This window comes from Mucilaginibacter mallensis (assembly GCF_900105165.1).
Lineage (GTDB): Bacteria > Bacteroidota > Bacteroidia > Sphingobacteriales > Sphingobacteriaceae > Mucilaginibacter > Mucilaginibacter mallensis.
Window position 1 is genome coordinate 5,583,057 of record NZ_LT629740.1, and the last position, 16,075, is coordinate 5,599,131.

Sequence of the window (16,075 nt, forward strand, 5' to 3'; positions counted from 1 at the left end):
GGTTTCTACCTCCCCGCCGAAATCTTATTCGTCAAACTAACAAAATCCGCTACACTCAAACGCTCGGCGCGCAGCTCAAGCAGGGGCTCGTCGGTCATTTTTTCTTTGTTGATGAGGGAGGATACCGCGTTGCGCAGGGTTTTGCGTCGCTGATTAAAACCTGCCTTTACTACCTGCCAAAACAGCTTTTCATCGCAGCCTAACTCGGCCACCTCGTTACGGGTAAGCCTGATCACTGCGGAGAGCACCTTTGGTGGTGGATTAAACACACCCGCTTTTACAGTGAACAAATACTCTACCTTATAATAAGCCTGTAAGAACACACTCAGGATGCCGTACTCCTTGCTACCCGGTTTGGATGAGCATCGCTCCGCTACTTCCTTCTGGAACATGCCCACTACCTCAACCACCTGCTGACGGTTATCCAGTACCTTGAATAATATTTGTGATGATATGTTGTAAGGGAAGTTGCCAATGATGGCTAATGGCCCGGTAAATAGCGCCGCGAAATCCATCTCCAAAAAATCGGCATTAAGCAATTTGCTGCCCAGTTGCGGGTATTTCTTTTGCAGGAACTGGTATGATTCTGTATCGATATCCACCAAATGCACATCATACTCCGGTTTTTGCAGCAGGAAATCAGACAGGATACCCATGCCCGGCCCAACCTCCAGCACATGGTGGTATTTATCGCCGGGGCGCAGACTGTCAACTATCTTAGCTGCAATGTTTTTATCAGTAAGAAAATGCTGACCTAAATGCTTTTTTGCCCTTACCAATGTCATTCCTAATCAATTATCTGCGCAAATTATACATATTTGTGCTTTATTGAGGAACAAATCTTTTTATTTACGTTTGTAAGTCGAGAGAATTTGGCATAACGTAACTAAAATCATCGCCGGTATGGTATCTGTGAAATCACGCTAAAAACCTGTGAAATCATAGTCAAATCGGTGTAATCATATATAAACATGAGCGAGAAATTAAAAATAGGTATCAGTATTGGCGATGTTAATGGCATTGGACTAGAGATCATTATCAAAACCTTGTCCGACAGCAAAATTTACGATTACTGCACCCCTATTGTTTATGGCCATACCAAAGTAGCGTCATTTTACCGCCGAATATCTGATGTTAACGAGTTTAACTTTAATGTGATCACAAGCGCTTCGCAGGCAATAGCCCGCAAGCCCAACATGATCAATTGCTGGACGGAGGATGTGAAAATTGAGCCCGGTACCGTGAATAAGGAGATAGGCAAGTATGCATTCATGTCGCTTGAGCGTGCTACTAACGACTTGCTTGCAGGTGAGATTGACGCGCTGGTTACCGCACCTATTAATAAAGACACGATACAAAGCGAAAGCTTCAACTTCCCCGGCCATACCGAGTATTTGCAGGACCGCGCTGGCGGTGCCGATTCACTCATGTTTTTGGTGAGCGATACCCTGCGCGTTGGCGTAGTTACCGGCCATATCCCGGTTTCAAAGATCTCCGAAAGTATTACTACCGAGGGCATATTATCCAAACTGCGCCTGATGGATGCCAGCCTGCGTAAGGATTTCTGGATCCGCAAACCAAAGATTGCCGTGCTGGGCCTTAACCCCCACGCCAGCGATAACGGCCTTATCGGCAATGAAGAAGCACAAACTATTACTCCCGCTATTGAGGAAGCTCGCGCTAACGATATATTAGCCATGGGCCCATACGCCGCCGACGGCTTTTTTGCCAACGGCACTTATTTACAGTTTGATGCCGTATTAGCCATGTACCACGACCAGGGCCTGATCCCCTTTAAGCAGATCGCCTTTGAATCGGGCGTGAATTTTACGGCTGGCCTAAGCTTCATCCGTACCTCTCCCGATCATGGTACCGCGTTTGATATCGCGGGCAAGAACAAAGCATCAGAAGTATCCTTCCGCGAGGCCCTGTTCACCGCCATCCACATCATCAAACACCGCCGCGAAACCGCCGAACTTAACGAAAACCCACTGGCGTTTAGCAAGCTGAGCAGGGATAGGGATTAAGTGAGTCAGCCCACTATGTCATTGCGAGGAGGAACGACGTGGCAATCGCGAACTATGCAGTTCAGGGCGTTGCCTTCGGCCGTGCTTTTCGCTCATACGCGCACAGGCTTTAGGCGCTGGGCCGGTATCCGCTGCAATCACTAACGCAAAGCTTCAACGCGCTCCGTCAACTCACCCGGTCTTTGCTTCGCTCGACCACCCTCTCTGCGACAAGTCGCAAAGAGGGTGAATGCATTTATAAATTATTCATTGGTGTGGGTAAGGTGTCATGCTGAGCGATAGTCGAAGCATGAGCGTAAAGGCCCAAGCACTAGCTGCGCCACCGAACACATGAAACACTTGGCACACCCGGCACAATGTGGCACACCCGACTAAACCGCCATACAAATCATTCCCCCTTCAGGGGGCTAGGGGGTTACTCCGCCGTTGTAGGATCAATAATAGATGTTACCCTGCTCACCGAATTTGCCGGAAAACCGCCTTGTTTGGCATGTTCGCGCACCATTTCTTCGTTAGGGGCATTATAAATGCAGTAGATCTTATCGGCGGTAACGTAGCTGTGTACCCATTGAATCTGCGGCCCCAGGTTGCTGAGCACCCCGCATGAAGTTTGTGAAATAGCTTTCAACTGGTCTGGCGGAATTTGGCCCGCGCCGGGGATCTCCCTTTCAATTACATACTTTGGCATAATGTAAATGGTTTATTGATTTGATATTGACTATAAGGGGCGGTAGTCCCGTTTTTTAATATGGTAGCCGGACTCCATATCAGTATACATGCTTACTCAAATTTAAAGTTTATTTTATATAATGAAATGATTTTCAACGCCATCGATTGCTGCCGCGGGTTTAGCGTAGCGTAACCCGTGGTGCGGCATGGCTAAAGCTTGCAGCTTAAAAAGGCAGTATCAAGCTAATAAGCTTGAACAATTGTTACCACGAGTTACTAGCGGGAGGTGAGCATTGGTGTTTAAAATAACAACCATAATTCCATTTCTTACTGTTTTCACAGAAGTATTATTAGATTAGATTTGTGTATGGCATATTTAACAAAAAATTTAACAAAGTAATTTTATTTAGATCAAGGAATCCACAATGAATAAACCGCTGTATAATGACTTTAAACCGATAACGTTTTCATCATATTTTTAATGAAGAAAAAAGTCATTCTCATTTTTCTTTTTCTATTCAATGTTAAATCTTATTCCCAAACCATTTCAACCTACGCTGGTAACGGTCTTAATGGGTTTGGTAACAATGGCATTCCTACTTATAGTGGCGATGGGGGGGGAGCTCTTCAAGCTCAAATAAACCCACAGTATTTAGGTGTCGATTCAAAGAATAATATTTATATCTCTCAGGGCGCAGCCTATTATACGGTTAGAAAAATAGATGTTAAAACCGGCATAATTACTACTGTTGCTGGTAATGCCACAAGCGGTTATAGCGGTGATGGAGGGCATGCAACCTTAGCACAGTTAAATGAACCAAGAGGTATTGCCTTTGATTCGCATGATAATTTATATATAGCCGATTACTGGAATAATTGTATCCGTAGAGTTGATGCTGTTAGCAATATTATTACCACAATTGCAGGTAATGGAGCGGTGCTAAATGGCTATACCGGCAACGGCGGGCCGGCAAAAGATGCATTACTATTTGAACCATGGGGTATTGCTTTTGATAAATCCGATAATTTATATTTTACAGATTTTAATAATAATTGTATCCGTAAAATCGATGCATTAACGGGTGTGATTACAAAAGTTGCTGGAAGCGATCCACCAGGATATGGTGGCTTTAGCGGCGATGGAGGTCTTGCTATAAACGCTAAATTGTTTGCTCCATCAGCTATTGTGATAAGTAAGGCTGGTGATATATACTTTACTGATATGGTTAATAGCCGTATCCGTAAAATAGATGCCCAAACCGGAATAATAACCACCGTTGCAGGAAACGGAGAGGATGGGTTTTTAGGTGATAATGGCCCGGCTGTTAATGCCCAAATGTACATGCCTATGGGATTGTCAATTGATGATTCGGGCAACCTATATGTTTGTGGCGGGGATAACAATCAAAGTAGTTATAATGTTCGTAAAGTTAATATTGCTACAGGAATTATAACTGCATATGCAGGTGATGGCAATCCTGCCTTCAGTGGCGATGGCGGTCCTCCGCTAAAAGCAGGAATGTCCCCCACTACCAGCATTTTTGATGCCCTCGGCAATATGTTCATCGCCGATGAGGGAAATTACCGGGTAAGAGAAATTATTAATAATAATACAGCTACAGCACCCACCTCACCAGTAATAAATTATAGTAATGCCTGTACTACAGGCTCAACCTTATTTAATTTAAAAACTACAGATAATATCGATGCTGTTAACTGGGATTTTGGTGACCCGGCTAGTGGAATAAATAATACCTCGCAAAGTTTTAACCCGCAACATAATTTTAAAACTACAGGCGCTTATTTAATTACAGTAACCGTTTACAACGGTAGCCTGAGTGCAACAAATACTCAAATAATTCAGATAACTGATTGCGGAAATTCAGGTACTGGCAATAACCCCGACCCGGGTATTGATTTGACTATTCCAAATACATTTTCACCCAATGGCGATGGTATAAATGATAAATTTGGAGCAACATCTCCTGGTTCGCCGGTTAGTTACACCATGAATATTTACAATCGATACGGTGTGCTTTTGTTTTTATCAAATAATATTGGTATTGCCTGGGATGGTAAATACAATCGTAAATATTGCCCTGCAGGTGTTTATTATTTTGTTCTTAAATATCAATTTTCGGGCTTACCTGTAAAGGTAAAATCAGGAAGCATAACGCTTTTACGATAAAATCTTCTGTACCATACCTGGCCAACATGCACGGCAGCTGAAGATGATCAAGCTAATAAGCTTGAACAATTGTTACCGCGAGTTACGCTGCGCTAAACTCGCGGCAGCGCCTTGATAATTTATTATATCTTTATGTGGCACTTATTTATAATAGGTGCGATGTTTGAATATTTTCAATTACAAATATATGAAACCAATATTTTCAAGGAACGATGATATAGACAAAATAGCGTTTCTTAATTGGCGTATCAGGCAAGATGATGATATTAGAAATATGCTGAATTTGGCTGACGGTTTTATGACATCGTCTATTAGATTAGCTAAGCTTTGCTTGATTTATAATAACGATAAAAGTGCTGATATATTAATTTTTCCAATTTTAACAAATGCTAACCATGGAATAGAATTGTATTTAAAAGCTATAACATGGACTCTTAATATAATAATGAATTCAAACGCAAAAATTGAAGGAAGTCATAATATTAAACAGATTTATCAGACTTTGAAATCAAAAATAAAAGCATATAAAGGCTCTATTAGTATAAAGGAGTTTGAAAAAAGTACCTTAGAGCTTTCTGAATATATTGCAGAGTTATTTGATAAAATAAAAGCAACAAAGGAAAAGGATAATATGGATTTTTCTCGATATCCATTTAACAACAAATATGAGCAACATTTTTATGTTGATATGATTGGAAATGTTGAGATAGATCTGGAAAATTTTATTTCTCGCTTTGAAATAATTAAAGATAGATTGGATATTATATCTGACTTTTTATTTGATCAAGAATTAAATCAAGATTTAGCAGACTGATTTTAAATTGTTTGCCCCGCGTTAGTGATTGCAGCGGGTACCGGCCCAGCGCCTAAGGCCATGCGCGCGTATGAGCGGAAAGCACGGGCCGCAGGCAACGCCCAAAAGAAAATTAGTGTAATATTGTCTGGCGGATTAATAGATATTCGTTTTTCGCATATTACGAATATTTACAATCATGCTCATACCCGTAGTGCTAGCGTAAACGCACCCCGCAGAAGTTTTCTCCTCGTACCTCGTTCGAAATGACAAATTAGATTATCAGCCCCGCCACACGAATCCCGCTCCCCGAACCCGCTCCCCAACCCACAAACCTCGCCACACGAACCCTCCTCCCCAACCCAAAATTCTATTTAAAAAAACCGTTTCCACATATCCAATATTTCCCTTACATTTGCGGGCTAATTGTTGCTCGTTGAAATCGCTAAGAACATATTCAATCCCTTATACAGGTTTAAAGCTGGGGAAGCACCAGTTTGAATTTGATATAACAGACAGCTTTTTCGACGAATTTGAATATTCGCTGGTAAAAAAGGCTAAGCTGCTGTGTGTGGTGGAGTTGGAAAAACAGGAGACAATGATCATCCTGAATTTTCATATCACCGGGCATATGGATTTAAATTGCGACAGATGCCTGTCACAGTTTCCGCAGCCGGTTGATATCCGCGAGCAGCAGATCGCTAAGTTTAGCGATGAAGAAATAGATGATGAAGAGATCATCACCCTTGGGAAAAGTGATCATGAGATCAACATAGCAGGGCTGATCTACGAATATATAAATGTTGCAATGCCGTTTATAGCGGTTTGTAACGATGAGGGTAACACCTCTTATTGTGATAAGGAAATGCTGGACAGCCTTAACAAGCTTATAGTAAATAATGAACAGGATGAGCAAGTGGACCCACGGTGGGACGCGCTCAAAAAAATTAAATGATTTAATAAATTAAGTTATGCCACATCCAAAGCGGAAGATATCCAAATCGAGAAGAGATAAACGCAGAACACACTACAAGGCTGTAGCGCCTACATTAACTACTTGCAAAACTACCGGTGCGGTACATTTGCCACACAGAGCTTATACTGTTGATGGTAACGTTTACTACAATGGTAAATTACTGATTGAGAAAGCAGCTGTAGCATAAGTTAATTTTCTGAAATGAAGATCGGCTTAGACATTATGGGTGGTGATTATGCCCCCGAAGCGGCCGTTTTAGGCGCGATTTTGGCCCATAAAGCCTTATCCGGGCCAAAACTGGTGCTCATTGGTGATAAAGATATAGCTGTAAAAATACTTCAGGAAAATAATTATAGCCCCGATAACTTCGAGTTTGTACATACAACCGAGGTTATAGGCATGGGCGAACATCCTACAAAAGCAATCGTTCAAAAAGCCGACTCCAGTATCAGTGTCGGTTTCAGGCTTCTTAAAGAAGGCGCCATACAGGCATTTTCCTCGGCTGGTAACACCGGGGCTATGCTGGTTGGGTCAATGTTTAGCGTAAAGACTATTCCGGGTGTACAGCGCCCGGCCATCACATCTATTGTACCCCAGGTAGCTGGTGGTGTAGGTGTTTTGCTTGATGTTGGCGCCAATGCCGATTGTAAACCCGAAATGCTTTTGCAGTTCGGTATGCTTGGCAAGTTATTGGCCGAGTATGTGTATAAAATAAAAAACCCACGCGTGGCGCTGGTAAATATTGGCGAGGAAGAGGAGAAAGGCAATATTTTAAGCCAGGCTGCATTCCCGCTGTTTAAAGCGTCAACCCTATTCAATTTTGTGGGTAATGTGGAGAGCCGCCATCTTTTTGATGATATGGCCGATGTAATGGTTTCCGATGGTTTCACGGGAAACATTATTATTAAACTCTCCGAGTCATTCTACGAAATTGCCCTTAAAAAGGGAATCAAAGACGAATTTTTCGATAGGTTCAATTATGAACAATATGGTGGCAGCCCAATTTTGGGTGTTAATGCCCCTGTTGTGGTTGGCCACGGTATATCAAACCCCGAGGCTATTAAAAACATGGTTCTTTTATCAAAAGATATTCTTGAAAGCGGCCTGATTGACCAGATCACCCAGGCTTTTCAGTAAAAAACATATAAAATGAGTAAAATTCATGCCGCTATTACCGCTGTAAATGGTTATGTACCTGAGTATATTTTAACCAATAAAGAGCTGGAAACATTGGTTGATACGAATGATGAGTGGATCACCAGCCGCACAGGTATTAAAGAGCGTAGAATACAAAAAGGCGAAGGCCTTGGCACCTCTGATATGGCAGCACCAGCCGTTGAGGGTCTGCTGAAAAAACGCGGCATCAGTGCCGAAGAGATCGATGTTATTATTTTTTGCACTACAACGCCCGATATGCCCTTCCCGGCTACGGCAAATATATTAGGCCATAAAATAGGCGCTAAAAACGCCTGGGGTTTCGATCTTCAGGCTGCATGCTCAGGCTTTCTATTTGGTTTAACTGTTGGCGCTCAGTTTATTGAGACCGGAAAACATAAAAAAGTATTAGTAGTGGGTGCCGATAAAATGTCGGCCATGGTTGATTACCAGGACCGCGCTACCTGTATTATTTTTGGCGATGGCGCAGGTTGTGCCTTGCTTGAACCTAATGAGGATGGGTTTGGTATTATCGACTCTATTATGAAAAGCGATGGCGCCGGTATCCCTTATCTGCACCAAAAAGCAGGTGGATCAGTAAAGCCAGCCAGCCACGAAACGGTTGATGCCCGCGAGCATTATGCTTATCAGGAAGGTCAGGCTGTATTTAAATTCGCGGTTACTAATATGGCCGATGTTGCTGCCGAAGTAATGGAGCGTAACGACCTGAAAGCCGATGATATTGCATGGTTGGTACCACACCAGGCCAACAAACGTATAATTGATGCAACTGCCAACCGTACCGGTGTTAGCGCCGATAAGGTGATCATAAATATTGAACGTTACGGTAACACTACCAATGCAACCATCCCGCTTTGTTTATGGGAATGGGAAGATAAATTTAAAAAAGGAGATAACCTGTTATTTGCTGCTTTTGGCGGTGGGTTTACCTGGGGCTCTATTTATTTAAAATGGGCTTACGATGCCAAATGATTTTGATGTGCAGGTGTGCAAATATGCAGATGTGCAAATGATCAAACATCCATTAAAAAAATAGAACATTATAAAATTTGTTTTGTTAAAATACTAACCAATTAAAATATTTAAACATTAAAAATCTGCACTTTTGCATATAGGCACATTTGCACATTGATTTAATAATGTAACTTTATCCAAAATCAATTCATTCCCCAAGCATGGATATTAAACAAATACAGGACCTTATTCGCTTCGTAGCCAAATCAGGAGTTAACGAAGTGGCGATAGAGCAAAACGATTTTAAAATTACGATCAAAACCAACCAGGCGCAAACTATAGTTAATGCTACGGTACCGGCGCAACAACCTGTTGCATATGCCCCTGCTGAGCAGATTGCACAGATAGCCCCGGCAGCTTCAGCTGCTCCTGCTGTTGAGGATACATCAAAATATATCACTATAAAATCGCCGATGATAGGTACTTTTTACCGTTCAGCAAGTCCGGATAAACCGATGATGGTAAATGTTGGTGATGAAATAACAACCGGCAGTGTGCTTTGCATTATTGAGGCTATGAAGTTGTTTAACGAGATCGAATCAGAAGTATCAGGCCGTGTAGTAAAAGTATTGGTTGATAACGCATCACCAGTTGAGTACGACCAGCCATTATTTTTGGTAGAACCGATGTAACTTGATGTGCATATGTGCGAATGTGCATATGTGCAGATGAAAAGAAAAGACATTTAAAATAGTACAAAGTATGCTGGTTAAGCCCGCATAAAAAATCTGCACATCTGCATATTTGCACATCTGCACATTTAAAATATTTGCACATTAAAACTATGTTTAAAAAAATATTAATAGCTAACCGTGGTGAAATTGCCTTGCGTATTATTCGCACCTGTAAGGAAATGGGCATTAAAACGGTAGCTGTATATTCTACTGCCGACCGCGACAGCCTTCATGTGCGTTTTGCCGATGAAGCCGTTTGTATAGGCCCCCCTCCAAGTAAAGATTCTTATTTAAATATCCCGAATATCATTTCAGCCGCTGAGTTAACCAATGCCGATGCTATCCATCCTGGCTATGGTTTCTTATCTGAAAATGCAAAATTCTCGGCTATTTGTGCCGAATATGGTATAAAATTTATTGGCGCTACCGCCGCGCAGATCAATTCAATGGGTGATAAAGCCTCGGCTAAGGAAACCATGAAAAAAGCCGGAGTGCCTATAGTGCCTGGCTCCGACGGTTTGTTAACCGGAGTAAAAGAAGGTATCGCGATAGCAAAAAAAATAGGCTACCCTGTAATACTTAAAGCAACCGCCGGTGGTGGTGGCCGTGGTATGCGTATAGTGTGGAAGGACGAAGAGTTTGAGAATGCCTGGGATTCAGCCCGTGCTGAGTCAGGCGCTGCGTTTGGTAACGATGGCATGTACCTGGAGAAATATGTTCAGGACCCGCGCCATATCGAGATCCAGGTAGTAGGCGATCAGTATGGTAAAGTTTGCCATCTGTCGGAGCGTGATTGCTCTATCCAACGCCGTCACCAAAAACTGGTTGAGGAAGCTCCCTCACCATTCATGACCGAAAAACTCCGTAAAAAAATGGGTGAGGCTGCTATAAAAGGCGCCAAAGCCGTAAAATACGAAGGAGCAGGAACTGTTGAGTTTTTGGTTGACAAAGACCGCAACTTCTACTTTATGGAAATGAACACCCGTATACAGGTAGAGCATCCGGTAACAGAAGAAGTAATCAACTTCGATTTAATAAAAGAACAAATAAAGGTTGCCGCCGGCATACCTATCTCAGGTAAAAACTACGAGCCAACCATGCATGCCATTGAGTGCCGTATTAATGCTGAGGATCCGTTCAATAACTTCCGCCCGTCACCGGGTAAGATCACTAACTTCCACTCGCCGGGTGGCCACGGTGTGCGTATTGATACGCATGTGTACACCGGTTATGTGATACCGCCTAATTACGATTCAATGATTGCTAAAGTAATTTGCGTTGCCCAAACACGCGATGAAGCTTTAAGCACCATGGAACGTGCCCTGAGCGAGTTTGTGATTGAAGGTGTTAAAACCACCATACCATTCCACCTAAAATTACTGCAGGACCCTAATTTCCGTGCCGGTAATTTTACCACCAAGTTTATGGAAACGTTTGAATACTCAGAATAATTGAAACCATATTACTGTAATAAAACGTACATAGCATTCAGTATAAGGATTCAACCACAGCCATGAGCAACGAAAAGAATTTAGTAAAAGCGATAAAGGAAAAAGGTAATAACCTCGAGGCTGAAATGTCGTTCTTCGATCATTTGGAGGCCCTTCGTTGGCACCTGATCCGGTCGGTTATTGCAGTGGCTGTGTTCAGTATTATAGCTTTCTGCAATTTTCATTTTTTGTTCAATACCATTATTATGGCGCCATTTCACCCAACATTCTGGTCATTCAGGATGATGTGTTATTTGGGTACGCTGTTTCATCTTTCGGGTTTTTGTATCGATCATATAAACGGCCATATCATCAATACCGAAATGGCCGGGCAGTTTCTATTGCAGATCAACACTTCGTTGCTGATTGGCGTAATATTGGGCATCCCCTATATTTTATGGGAGATATGGAGGTTCATCAAACCAGCCCTTTTGGAAAAGGAACGGAAAGCAGCCAGCGGGTTTGTATTTTATGCATCCATGCTTTTTATTGTGGGGATACTTTTCGGCTACTACATCCTGGTACCTGAGTCGGTAGCTTTTTTAGCCGGATATACGGTGAGCGATACCATAAACAACCAATTCACCATCAGCTCTTATCTTTCCATCGTGTCAACCATAACCCTGTTAACGGGCATATTATTTGAGTTGCCGATAGTTATTTACATACTTGCCAGCATTGGTATACTTACAGGTACCTTTATGCGTAAAACCAGGCGTTATGCTATTGTTATCATCATGATAGTAGGTGCCATCGTATCGCCATCGCCTGATATTTTAACAACTACGCTTGCTACTATCCCTTTATTGGTATTATATGAGGTAGGCATACTGGTGGCTTCAGTAGTTGAAAAACGCAGGTTAAAGAAACATGAAGAGCTAATGGCTTCATAAACTGAGCTTAAAACATCAAATCAAAAATTTTAATTCTTTTAAGCCCTCTTTACCGCTTGCGGTTGAGAGGGCTTAAAATTGAAACGAAGTCGGAGTGATTTAACTCTGCGCTTTAAGCCGCCAAAGTTCCCCTCTTGAGAGGGGTTAGGGGTGTGTTATTGAAGCGATAATTTGGGCGTTACCTTGCGGCCCGTGCTTTTCGCTCATACGCCCGCAGGCCTTAAGCTCGGCCTGCACTGAGGCCCCCGATTGGCCGGTATCCGCTGCTATCACTAACGCGAAACTTCGACGCGCTTCGCCAACTCACCCGATCTGCGCTTCGCTGGATCACTCTCTCTATGCTGCGCATAAAGAGGGCTAATGGGAATTTTTTAAACTTTACCCAATATTTATTTTCCGTAAATAATCTATCTTTGGCCTTGTTAAACCATTATAATTTAGGTGATGAAAGAGGGATTAAAAATAGCTGTCGGCAGCGACCATGCCGGGTTCGATTACAAGCTTGCGCTGGCCGAAAATTTAACTACCGCTACAGAAGTAAGGGATTTCGGCACCTACTCTTCCGCATCTGTTGATTATCCTGATTTTGCCCATCCCGTAGCACTAGCTGTTGAAAGCGGCGAATTTGATTTCGGCATTTTGGTTTGCGGCAGCGCAAACGGGGTAGCCATTACTGCTAACAAACATCAAGGCATTCGCGCCGCCATATGCTGGAACCAGGAAATTGCCGTTTTAGCCCGCAGCCACAACAACGCCAATGTCGTTTGTATCCCCGCCCGCTTTATTTCGCTTGATGAAGCCAAAGCAATTGTTGAAGCCTTTTTAAGTGCTGACTTTGAAGGCGGCAGGCATGCGGATAGGGTGGATAAGATGAGTTGCTAAAAAGGAAGAAGATAACAACCATCCCCTCCGCGCGCGTCATTGCGAGGAGGAACGACGAAGCAATCCCCGGACTGTACAGAGCGAATTAGCATGTCGCTTACATATCGCGTGAAGCCGCTCATTGCCGCGGAGGCTACTACTTTTGTCTTGATACAAAAGGTAGCAAAACCCGACCAGAGGGAGCTCATGAATACCATTAAAAAACAAATAATAGATGAATAAATCAAGTCAGTAGATTAGGCTTCTTGGCCGCACTGGCCTTGCACTGCAAATCAGGCAAAACCTGGGCTGGAATCTTTTTGCGGCCATATTGCGTTCACCACCCCATGCGCTGCAAAAATTTCCTATGCCCTGCCACTCACAAGGCCACCATTGTTTTGCCTGATTTCACCCGAAGCTGTTCTACTGACGGTGAAAAATAAAAGCTTTCTGTTCCCCCTCTCAAAACATCTCCGTTTGCTTCCCTCCCTTCGGCACAAACAGCGTATAATCAAATGGTGGGATTTCTCTTCCGGCTAAAAAGCGGTTGCAGGCCATGCGGTACATTTGGTGGATAGATGTTGCTATTGGCCCATCGCCGCTCATGCGCCGGCCGAAATTGCTGTCATTGAGTTTGCCATCGTGGCAGGATTTTATCATGTTCAGCACCTTTTCGGCCCTGTCGGGGAAAGCTTTGTGTATCCAGTCGGCAAATATTTCGGAGATACTGCCGTTGAGCCGCACTATGGTAAAACCTGCTGCAACGGCGCCCCTATCGGCAGCGGCTTTAATGATGTTGGGCACTTCCTGGCTATTAAGGCCTGGGATGATGGGCGCTGCCATCACCCTTACGGGGATACCCAGCTCTGACAGCTTTTGGATCACCCCCAGCCTGCCTGTGGCTGTTACGGTACGTGGCTCAAGCTTTTGCCTTAATTGTTCGTTGAGCGAGGTTATTGACACGTTTACATGCACCAGGTTCATGGCTGAGAGCTCGGTTAGGATATCCAGATCACGCAGGATCACATTGTTTTTGGTGATAATGCTTACAGGATTGCGGTATTGCAGGAATATTTGCAATAGCGAGCGGGTTATTTTTAGCTTGCGCTCAATAGGCTGATAGCAATCTGTATTGCCCGATAACAGGATGGCTACGGGCTGATAATTTTTTTTGTTGAAGTATTGCTCCAATAGTTCGGCAGCGTTACGTTTCACGATGATCTTGCGTTCAAAGTCGAGCCCGGCACTAAAGCCATAGTATTCGTGTGTATTGCGGGCATAGCAGTAAATGCAGCCATGTTCGCAGCCCTGGTAAGGGTTTATAGAGAACATATGGCTCAGGTCCGGACTGTTGGATTCGCTTACAATCTTCTTTGGGTTCTCCTCAAACAGCTGCGTCGCGGTATTCTCCAGCAAAGCTTCGTCAAGCCCTTCAATATGCTCGAGCACATATTTGTTTTTTAAAAACTTGTTGTGTGTATTTACCTGCGCTCCCCGGCCCTTAAAAAAATCGGCATTATCCTCATGTGACATGCGAACAAATTTGCTAATAATTTTAGTAAATTACAAATCGATTAATTTATTTTTTATGGCATACAGTACCAGGCCAACCCTGCTTTTTATCTGCAATTTTTCGAACAATTGATCGCGGTAGCCATCAACGGTACGTGCGCTGATACACATCTGGTCGGCAATTTCTTTGTAGGTAAGTTCAGTGCCGGCGAGTTTCAGGAATGCTATTTCGCGGGTATTTAGTTTTATTTGTTGATCCTGCTGATGGTTAAAATTGTTGAGCAGATGGCGGGTAACAAAATCCGGATAATAAACCTCGCCCTGCGTTACTTTTTGCAGTGCCTGTTCAAATTCATGCGGTTCGGCATCCTTTAGCAGATAGCCCTTAACGCCAATTTTTACCATTTGGAGCACTTTTTCAGCATCTTCAAACATGGATAGCACAATAATATTTACATCGGGATAGGTACTGCGCAGCCATTGGGCGGTAGCAATGCCATCCTTTTTAGGCATATTAATATCAAGCAGTACAATATCGGGCTTTAATTTGGGGGTGAGTTTACGCATCAGTTCTTCGCCATCGGATGCTTCAAAGAGGATTTTATATTGCGGGAGCAATTTGTTTATAAGTGATGCTATGCCGCTTCTGAAGAGCCGGTGGTCATCAACCAAAACTATTTGTAGGGGTACCATTATCGTATAATTGTTCAAAAGGGTTTAGGGTAACCTTAATACAACAACCTTTATCCGGCAAACTGTCAATAGTTGCAACAGCACCGATCAAGGCTGCCCTGCTCTGCATGTTTTTTAGTCCGGATCCTAAATTATCGTCAATTAAACCGGGCGAAAAACCCACGCCATCATCTTCGAGTGTTAAGTTAAGTATTAGTTTAGAATATTGCAAGTTGATTTTCAAATGTTTAGCCCCCGAATGTTTAAGTGTGTTATTTAACGCTTCCTGGAAAATGCGGAACAGCACCAGTTCGCGCTGCTCGCCCAACGAATAAATTTCACCCTCAATTATAATCTCTGCGTTTATTAGGCCGCTGTTATTGATACGCTCGGTTTCAATTTCAAGCGTTTTTACGAGCCCAAGCCGGGTAATATGCTCAAAACTTAAGCTTTTCGACAGGTTACGCAAGTCGTTTATAGTTTGGGCAACCAATTCACGGCTTTCGTTTATCTTGCTTTTGCAATACTCATCAGCGGGATCGATCAGGGCCAGATTTAGTTTTACAAATGACAGCACCTGGGTAATATTATCATGTATCTCGCGGCTGATATTGGTCAGCGTTTGCTCCTGCACCTCAATCTGCGTTTTGAGCAATTCCTGCTGAAATTCAGACCGCAGGCGTTCCTTTTCTTCGATATGCCTTTTTTTACGCTGGTTGTAGATGAATATATAGATCAGCAGAAAAGTTGGCGCTATCAGGAAGATTAATGTGGTTAGTATAACTAGCTCTGTGATGTTTTTGATAACCATTTTTTGCAAATAAATGAATAACTCCAGCAGCTATACAAAATGATGTTTAATGCCTTAAAAATAAAATAGGTTAAGTGCTGATGAAAACTAGTAATCATAACAGTATATAATTTATCATAAAATAAGTTACACGTTGTATTGGCAAAATAAAAGAATAAAGTTCCAGCGATCCACCAAAATTCAGGCGAATATTTCAGGTTGATATATTTATCATCTTTAAGTAGCAAGTAATAATAATATAAGCCATATAGTACAAACTCTATTGATAGTACAGTATATGCCCAATAGGTATAAAAGAAGAACGTATGAGCAATGATGC

Annotated in this window: 16 protein-coding genes; 11 read left to right on the forward strand and 5 right to left on the reverse strand. The window is 42.8% G+C overall.

What is annotated here, in order from left to right; translation table 11 throughout:
* Positions 1-5: 5 nt before the first annotated feature.
* Positions 6-785: a 16S rRNA (adenine(1518)-N(6)/adenine(1519)-N(6))-dimethyltransferase RsmA gene (gene rsmA / locus BLU33_RS22975; protein WP_091378977.1), complete on the reverse strand. Its 780-nt coding sequence runs from the start codon at positions 783-785 to the stop codon at positions 6-8.
* Positions 786-971: 186 nt separating this feature from the next.
* Here rsmA and pdxA point away from each other — a divergent pair, with 186 nt between their 5' ends.
* On the forward strand, positions 972-2,027 hold the full coding sequence (gene pdxA, locus BLU33_RS22980; RefSeq protein ID WP_091378980.1) for a 4-hydroxythreonine-4-phosphate dehydrogenase PdxA: 1,056 nt from the start codon (positions 972-974) through the stop codon (positions 2,025-2,027).
* A 415-nt stretch (positions 2,028-2,442) separates the two neighbouring features.
* On the opposite strand, the gene BLU33_RS22985 is transcribed toward pdxA, so the two are convergent.
* On the reverse strand, positions 2,443-2,715 hold the full coding sequence (locus BLU33_RS22985; protein WP_091378983.1) for a DUF4242 domain-containing protein: 273 nt from the start codon (positions 2,713-2,715) through the stop codon (positions 2,443-2,445).
* 462 nt (positions 2,716-3,177) lie between these two features.
* Between BLU33_RS22985 and BLU33_RS22990 the strand changes: the two genes are divergently transcribed.
* From BLU33_RS22990 to rpiB, 10 genes are all read left to right on the forward strand, one after another.
* Positions 3,178-4,884 (forward strand): NHL domain-containing protein, encoded by a 1,707-nt coding sequence (locus BLU33_RS22990; RefSeq protein ID WP_091378985.1) that lies wholly within the window; start codon positions 3,178-3,180, stop codon positions 4,882-4,884.
* A gap of 187 nt (positions 4,885-5,071) precedes the next feature.
* Entirely contained in the window at positions 5,072-5,698 is a 627-nt protein-coding gene (locus BLU33_RS22995) for a hypothetical protein (protein WP_091378988.1), read from the forward strand.
* A 415-nt stretch (positions 5,699-6,113) separates the two neighbouring features.
* The gene (locus BLU33_RS23000; protein ID WP_091378991.1) at positions 6,114-6,632 is read left to right on the forward strand and encodes a YceD family protein; all 519 of its coding nucleotides are present in this window, start codon (positions 6,114-6,116) and stop codon (positions 6,630-6,632) included.
* 16 nt (positions 6,633-6,648) lie between these two features.
* Complete coding sequence (gene rpmF, locus BLU33_RS23005) at positions 6,649-6,840, forward strand: 50S ribosomal protein L32 (RefSeq protein ID WP_091378993.1); 192 nt, start codon at positions 6,649-6,651, stop codon at positions 6,838-6,840.
* 14 nt (positions 6,841-6,854) lie between these two features.
* Positions 6,855-7,790 (forward strand): phosphate acyltransferase PlsX, encoded by a 936-nt coding sequence (plsX, locus tag BLU33_RS23010; protein WP_091378996.1) that lies wholly within the window; start codon positions 6,855-6,857, stop codon positions 7,788-7,790.
* A gap of 12 nt (positions 7,791-7,802) precedes the next feature.
* The gene (locus tag BLU33_RS23015) at positions 7,803-8,801 is read left to right on the forward strand and encodes a beta-ketoacyl-ACP synthase III (RefSeq protein WP_091378999.1); all 999 of its coding nucleotides are present in this window, start codon (positions 7,803-7,805) and stop codon (positions 8,799-8,801) included.
* A gap of 203 nt (positions 8,802-9,004) precedes the next feature.
* Positions 9,005-9,475, forward strand: a complete 471-nt coding sequence (gene accB, locus BLU33_RS23020) for an acetyl-CoA carboxylase biotin carboxyl carrier protein (protein WP_091379001.1) — start codon at positions 9,005-9,007, stop codon at positions 9,473-9,475.
* Positions 9,476-9,627: 152 nt separating this feature from the next.
* Positions 9,628-10,968, forward strand: coding sequence for an acetyl-CoA carboxylase biotin carboxylase subunit (accC, locus tag BLU33_RS23025; protein WP_091379004.1), 1,341 nt, complete (start codon positions 9,628-9,630; stop codon positions 10,966-10,968).
* Between the two features lie 62 nt (positions 10,969-11,030).
* Positions 11,031-11,900 (forward strand): twin-arginine translocase subunit TatC, encoded by an 870-nt coding sequence (gene tatC / locus BLU33_RS23030; protein ID WP_091379005.1) that lies wholly within the window; start codon positions 11,031-11,033, stop codon positions 11,898-11,900.
* Positions 11,901-12,344: 444 nt separating this feature from the next.
* Positions 12,345-12,782 (forward strand): ribose 5-phosphate isomerase B, encoded by a 438-nt coding sequence (gene rpiB / locus BLU33_RS23035; RefSeq protein ID WP_091379008.1) that lies wholly within the window; start codon positions 12,345-12,347, stop codon positions 12,780-12,782.
* Positions 12,783-13,223: 441 nt separating this feature from the next.
* Here rpiB and BLU33_RS23040 read toward each other — a convergent pair whose 3' ends face one another.
* From BLU33_RS23040 to BLU33_RS23050, 3 genes are read right to left on the reverse strand one after another with little or no spacing between them, the layout of a single operon-like run.
* A complete protein-coding gene (locus BLU33_RS23040) occupies positions 13,224-14,294 on the reverse strand; it encodes a PA0069 family radical SAM protein (RefSeq protein WP_172829288.1) in 1,071 nt (356 codons plus the stop codon).
* Between the two features lie 30 nt (positions 14,295-14,324).
* Complete coding sequence (locus tag BLU33_RS23045) at positions 14,325-14,966, reverse strand: response regulator transcription factor (RefSeq protein WP_091379014.1); 642 nt, start codon at positions 14,964-14,966, stop codon at positions 14,325-14,327.
* Positions 14,938-15,756, reverse strand: coding sequence for a sensor histidine kinase (locus BLU33_RS23050; protein WP_091379017.1), 819 nt, complete (start codon positions 15,754-15,756; stop codon positions 14,938-14,940). Before BLU33_RS23050 ends, BLU33_RS23045 begins: the two co-directional genes overlap by 29 nt.
* Between the last annotated feature and the right edge of the window lie 319 nt (positions 15,757-16,075).

What these genes read in the sequence shown, in the direction of transcription:
- pdxA (WP_091378980.1), top strand. Translation starts at nt 972, where the DNA reads ATGAGCGAGAAATTAAAAATAGGTATCAGTATTGGCGATGTTAATGGC.
- accB (WP_091379001.1), top strand. Translation starts at nt 9,005, where the DNA reads ATGGATATTAAACAAATACAGGACCTTATTCGCTTCGTAGCCAAATCA.
- BLU33_RS22985 (WP_091378983.1), bottom strand. Translation starts at nt 2,715, where the DNA reads ATGCCAAAGTATGTAATTGAAAGGGAGATCCCCGGCGCGGGCCAAATT.
- BLU33_RS22990 (WP_091378985.1), top strand. Translation starts at nt 3,178, where the DNA reads ATGAAGAAAAAAGTCATTCTCATTTTTCTTTTTCTATTCAATGTTAAA.
- rpiB (WP_091379008.1), top strand. Translation starts at nt 12,345, where the DNA reads ATGAAAGAGGGATTAAAAATAGCTGTCGGCAGCGACCATGCCGGGTTC.
- tatC (WP_091379005.1), top strand. Translation starts at nt 11,031, where the DNA reads ATGAGCAACGAAAAGAATTTAGTAAAAGCGATAAAGGAAAAAGGTAAT.
- accC (WP_091379004.1), top strand. Translation starts at nt 9,628, where the DNA reads ATGTTTAAAAAAATATTAATAGCTAACCGTGGTGAAATTGCCTTGCGT.
- BLU33_RS23040 (WP_172829288.1), bottom strand. Translation starts at nt 14,294, where the DNA reads ATGTCACATGAGGATAATGCCGATTTTTTTAAGGGCCGGGGAGCGCAG.
- rsmA (WP_091378977.1), bottom strand. Translation starts at nt 785, where the DNA reads ATGACATTGGTAAGGGCAAAAAAGCATTTAGGTCAGCATTTTCTTACT.
- BLU33_RS22995 (WP_091378988.1), top strand. Translation starts at nt 5,072, where the DNA reads ATGAAACCAATATTTTCAAGGAACGATGATATAGACAAAATAGCGTTT.
- plsX (WP_091378996.1), top strand. Translation starts at nt 6,855, where the DNA reads ATGAAGATCGGCTTAGACATTATGGGTGGTGATTATGCCCCCGAAGCG.
- BLU33_RS23015 (WP_091378999.1), top strand. Translation starts at nt 7,803, where the DNA reads ATGAGTAAAATTCATGCCGCTATTACCGCTGTAAATGGTTATGTACCT.
- BLU33_RS23045 (WP_091379014.1), bottom strand. Translation starts at nt 14,966, where the DNA reads ATGGTACCCCTACAAATAGTTTTGGTTGATGACCACCGGCTCTTCAGA.
- rpmF (WP_091378993.1), top strand. Translation starts at nt 6,649, where the DNA reads ATGCCACATCCAAAGCGGAAGATATCCAAATCGAGAAGAGATAAACGC.
- BLU33_RS23050 (WP_091379017.1), bottom strand. Translation starts at nt 15,756, where the DNA reads ATGGTTATCAAAAACATCACAGAGCTAGTTATACTAACCACATTAATC.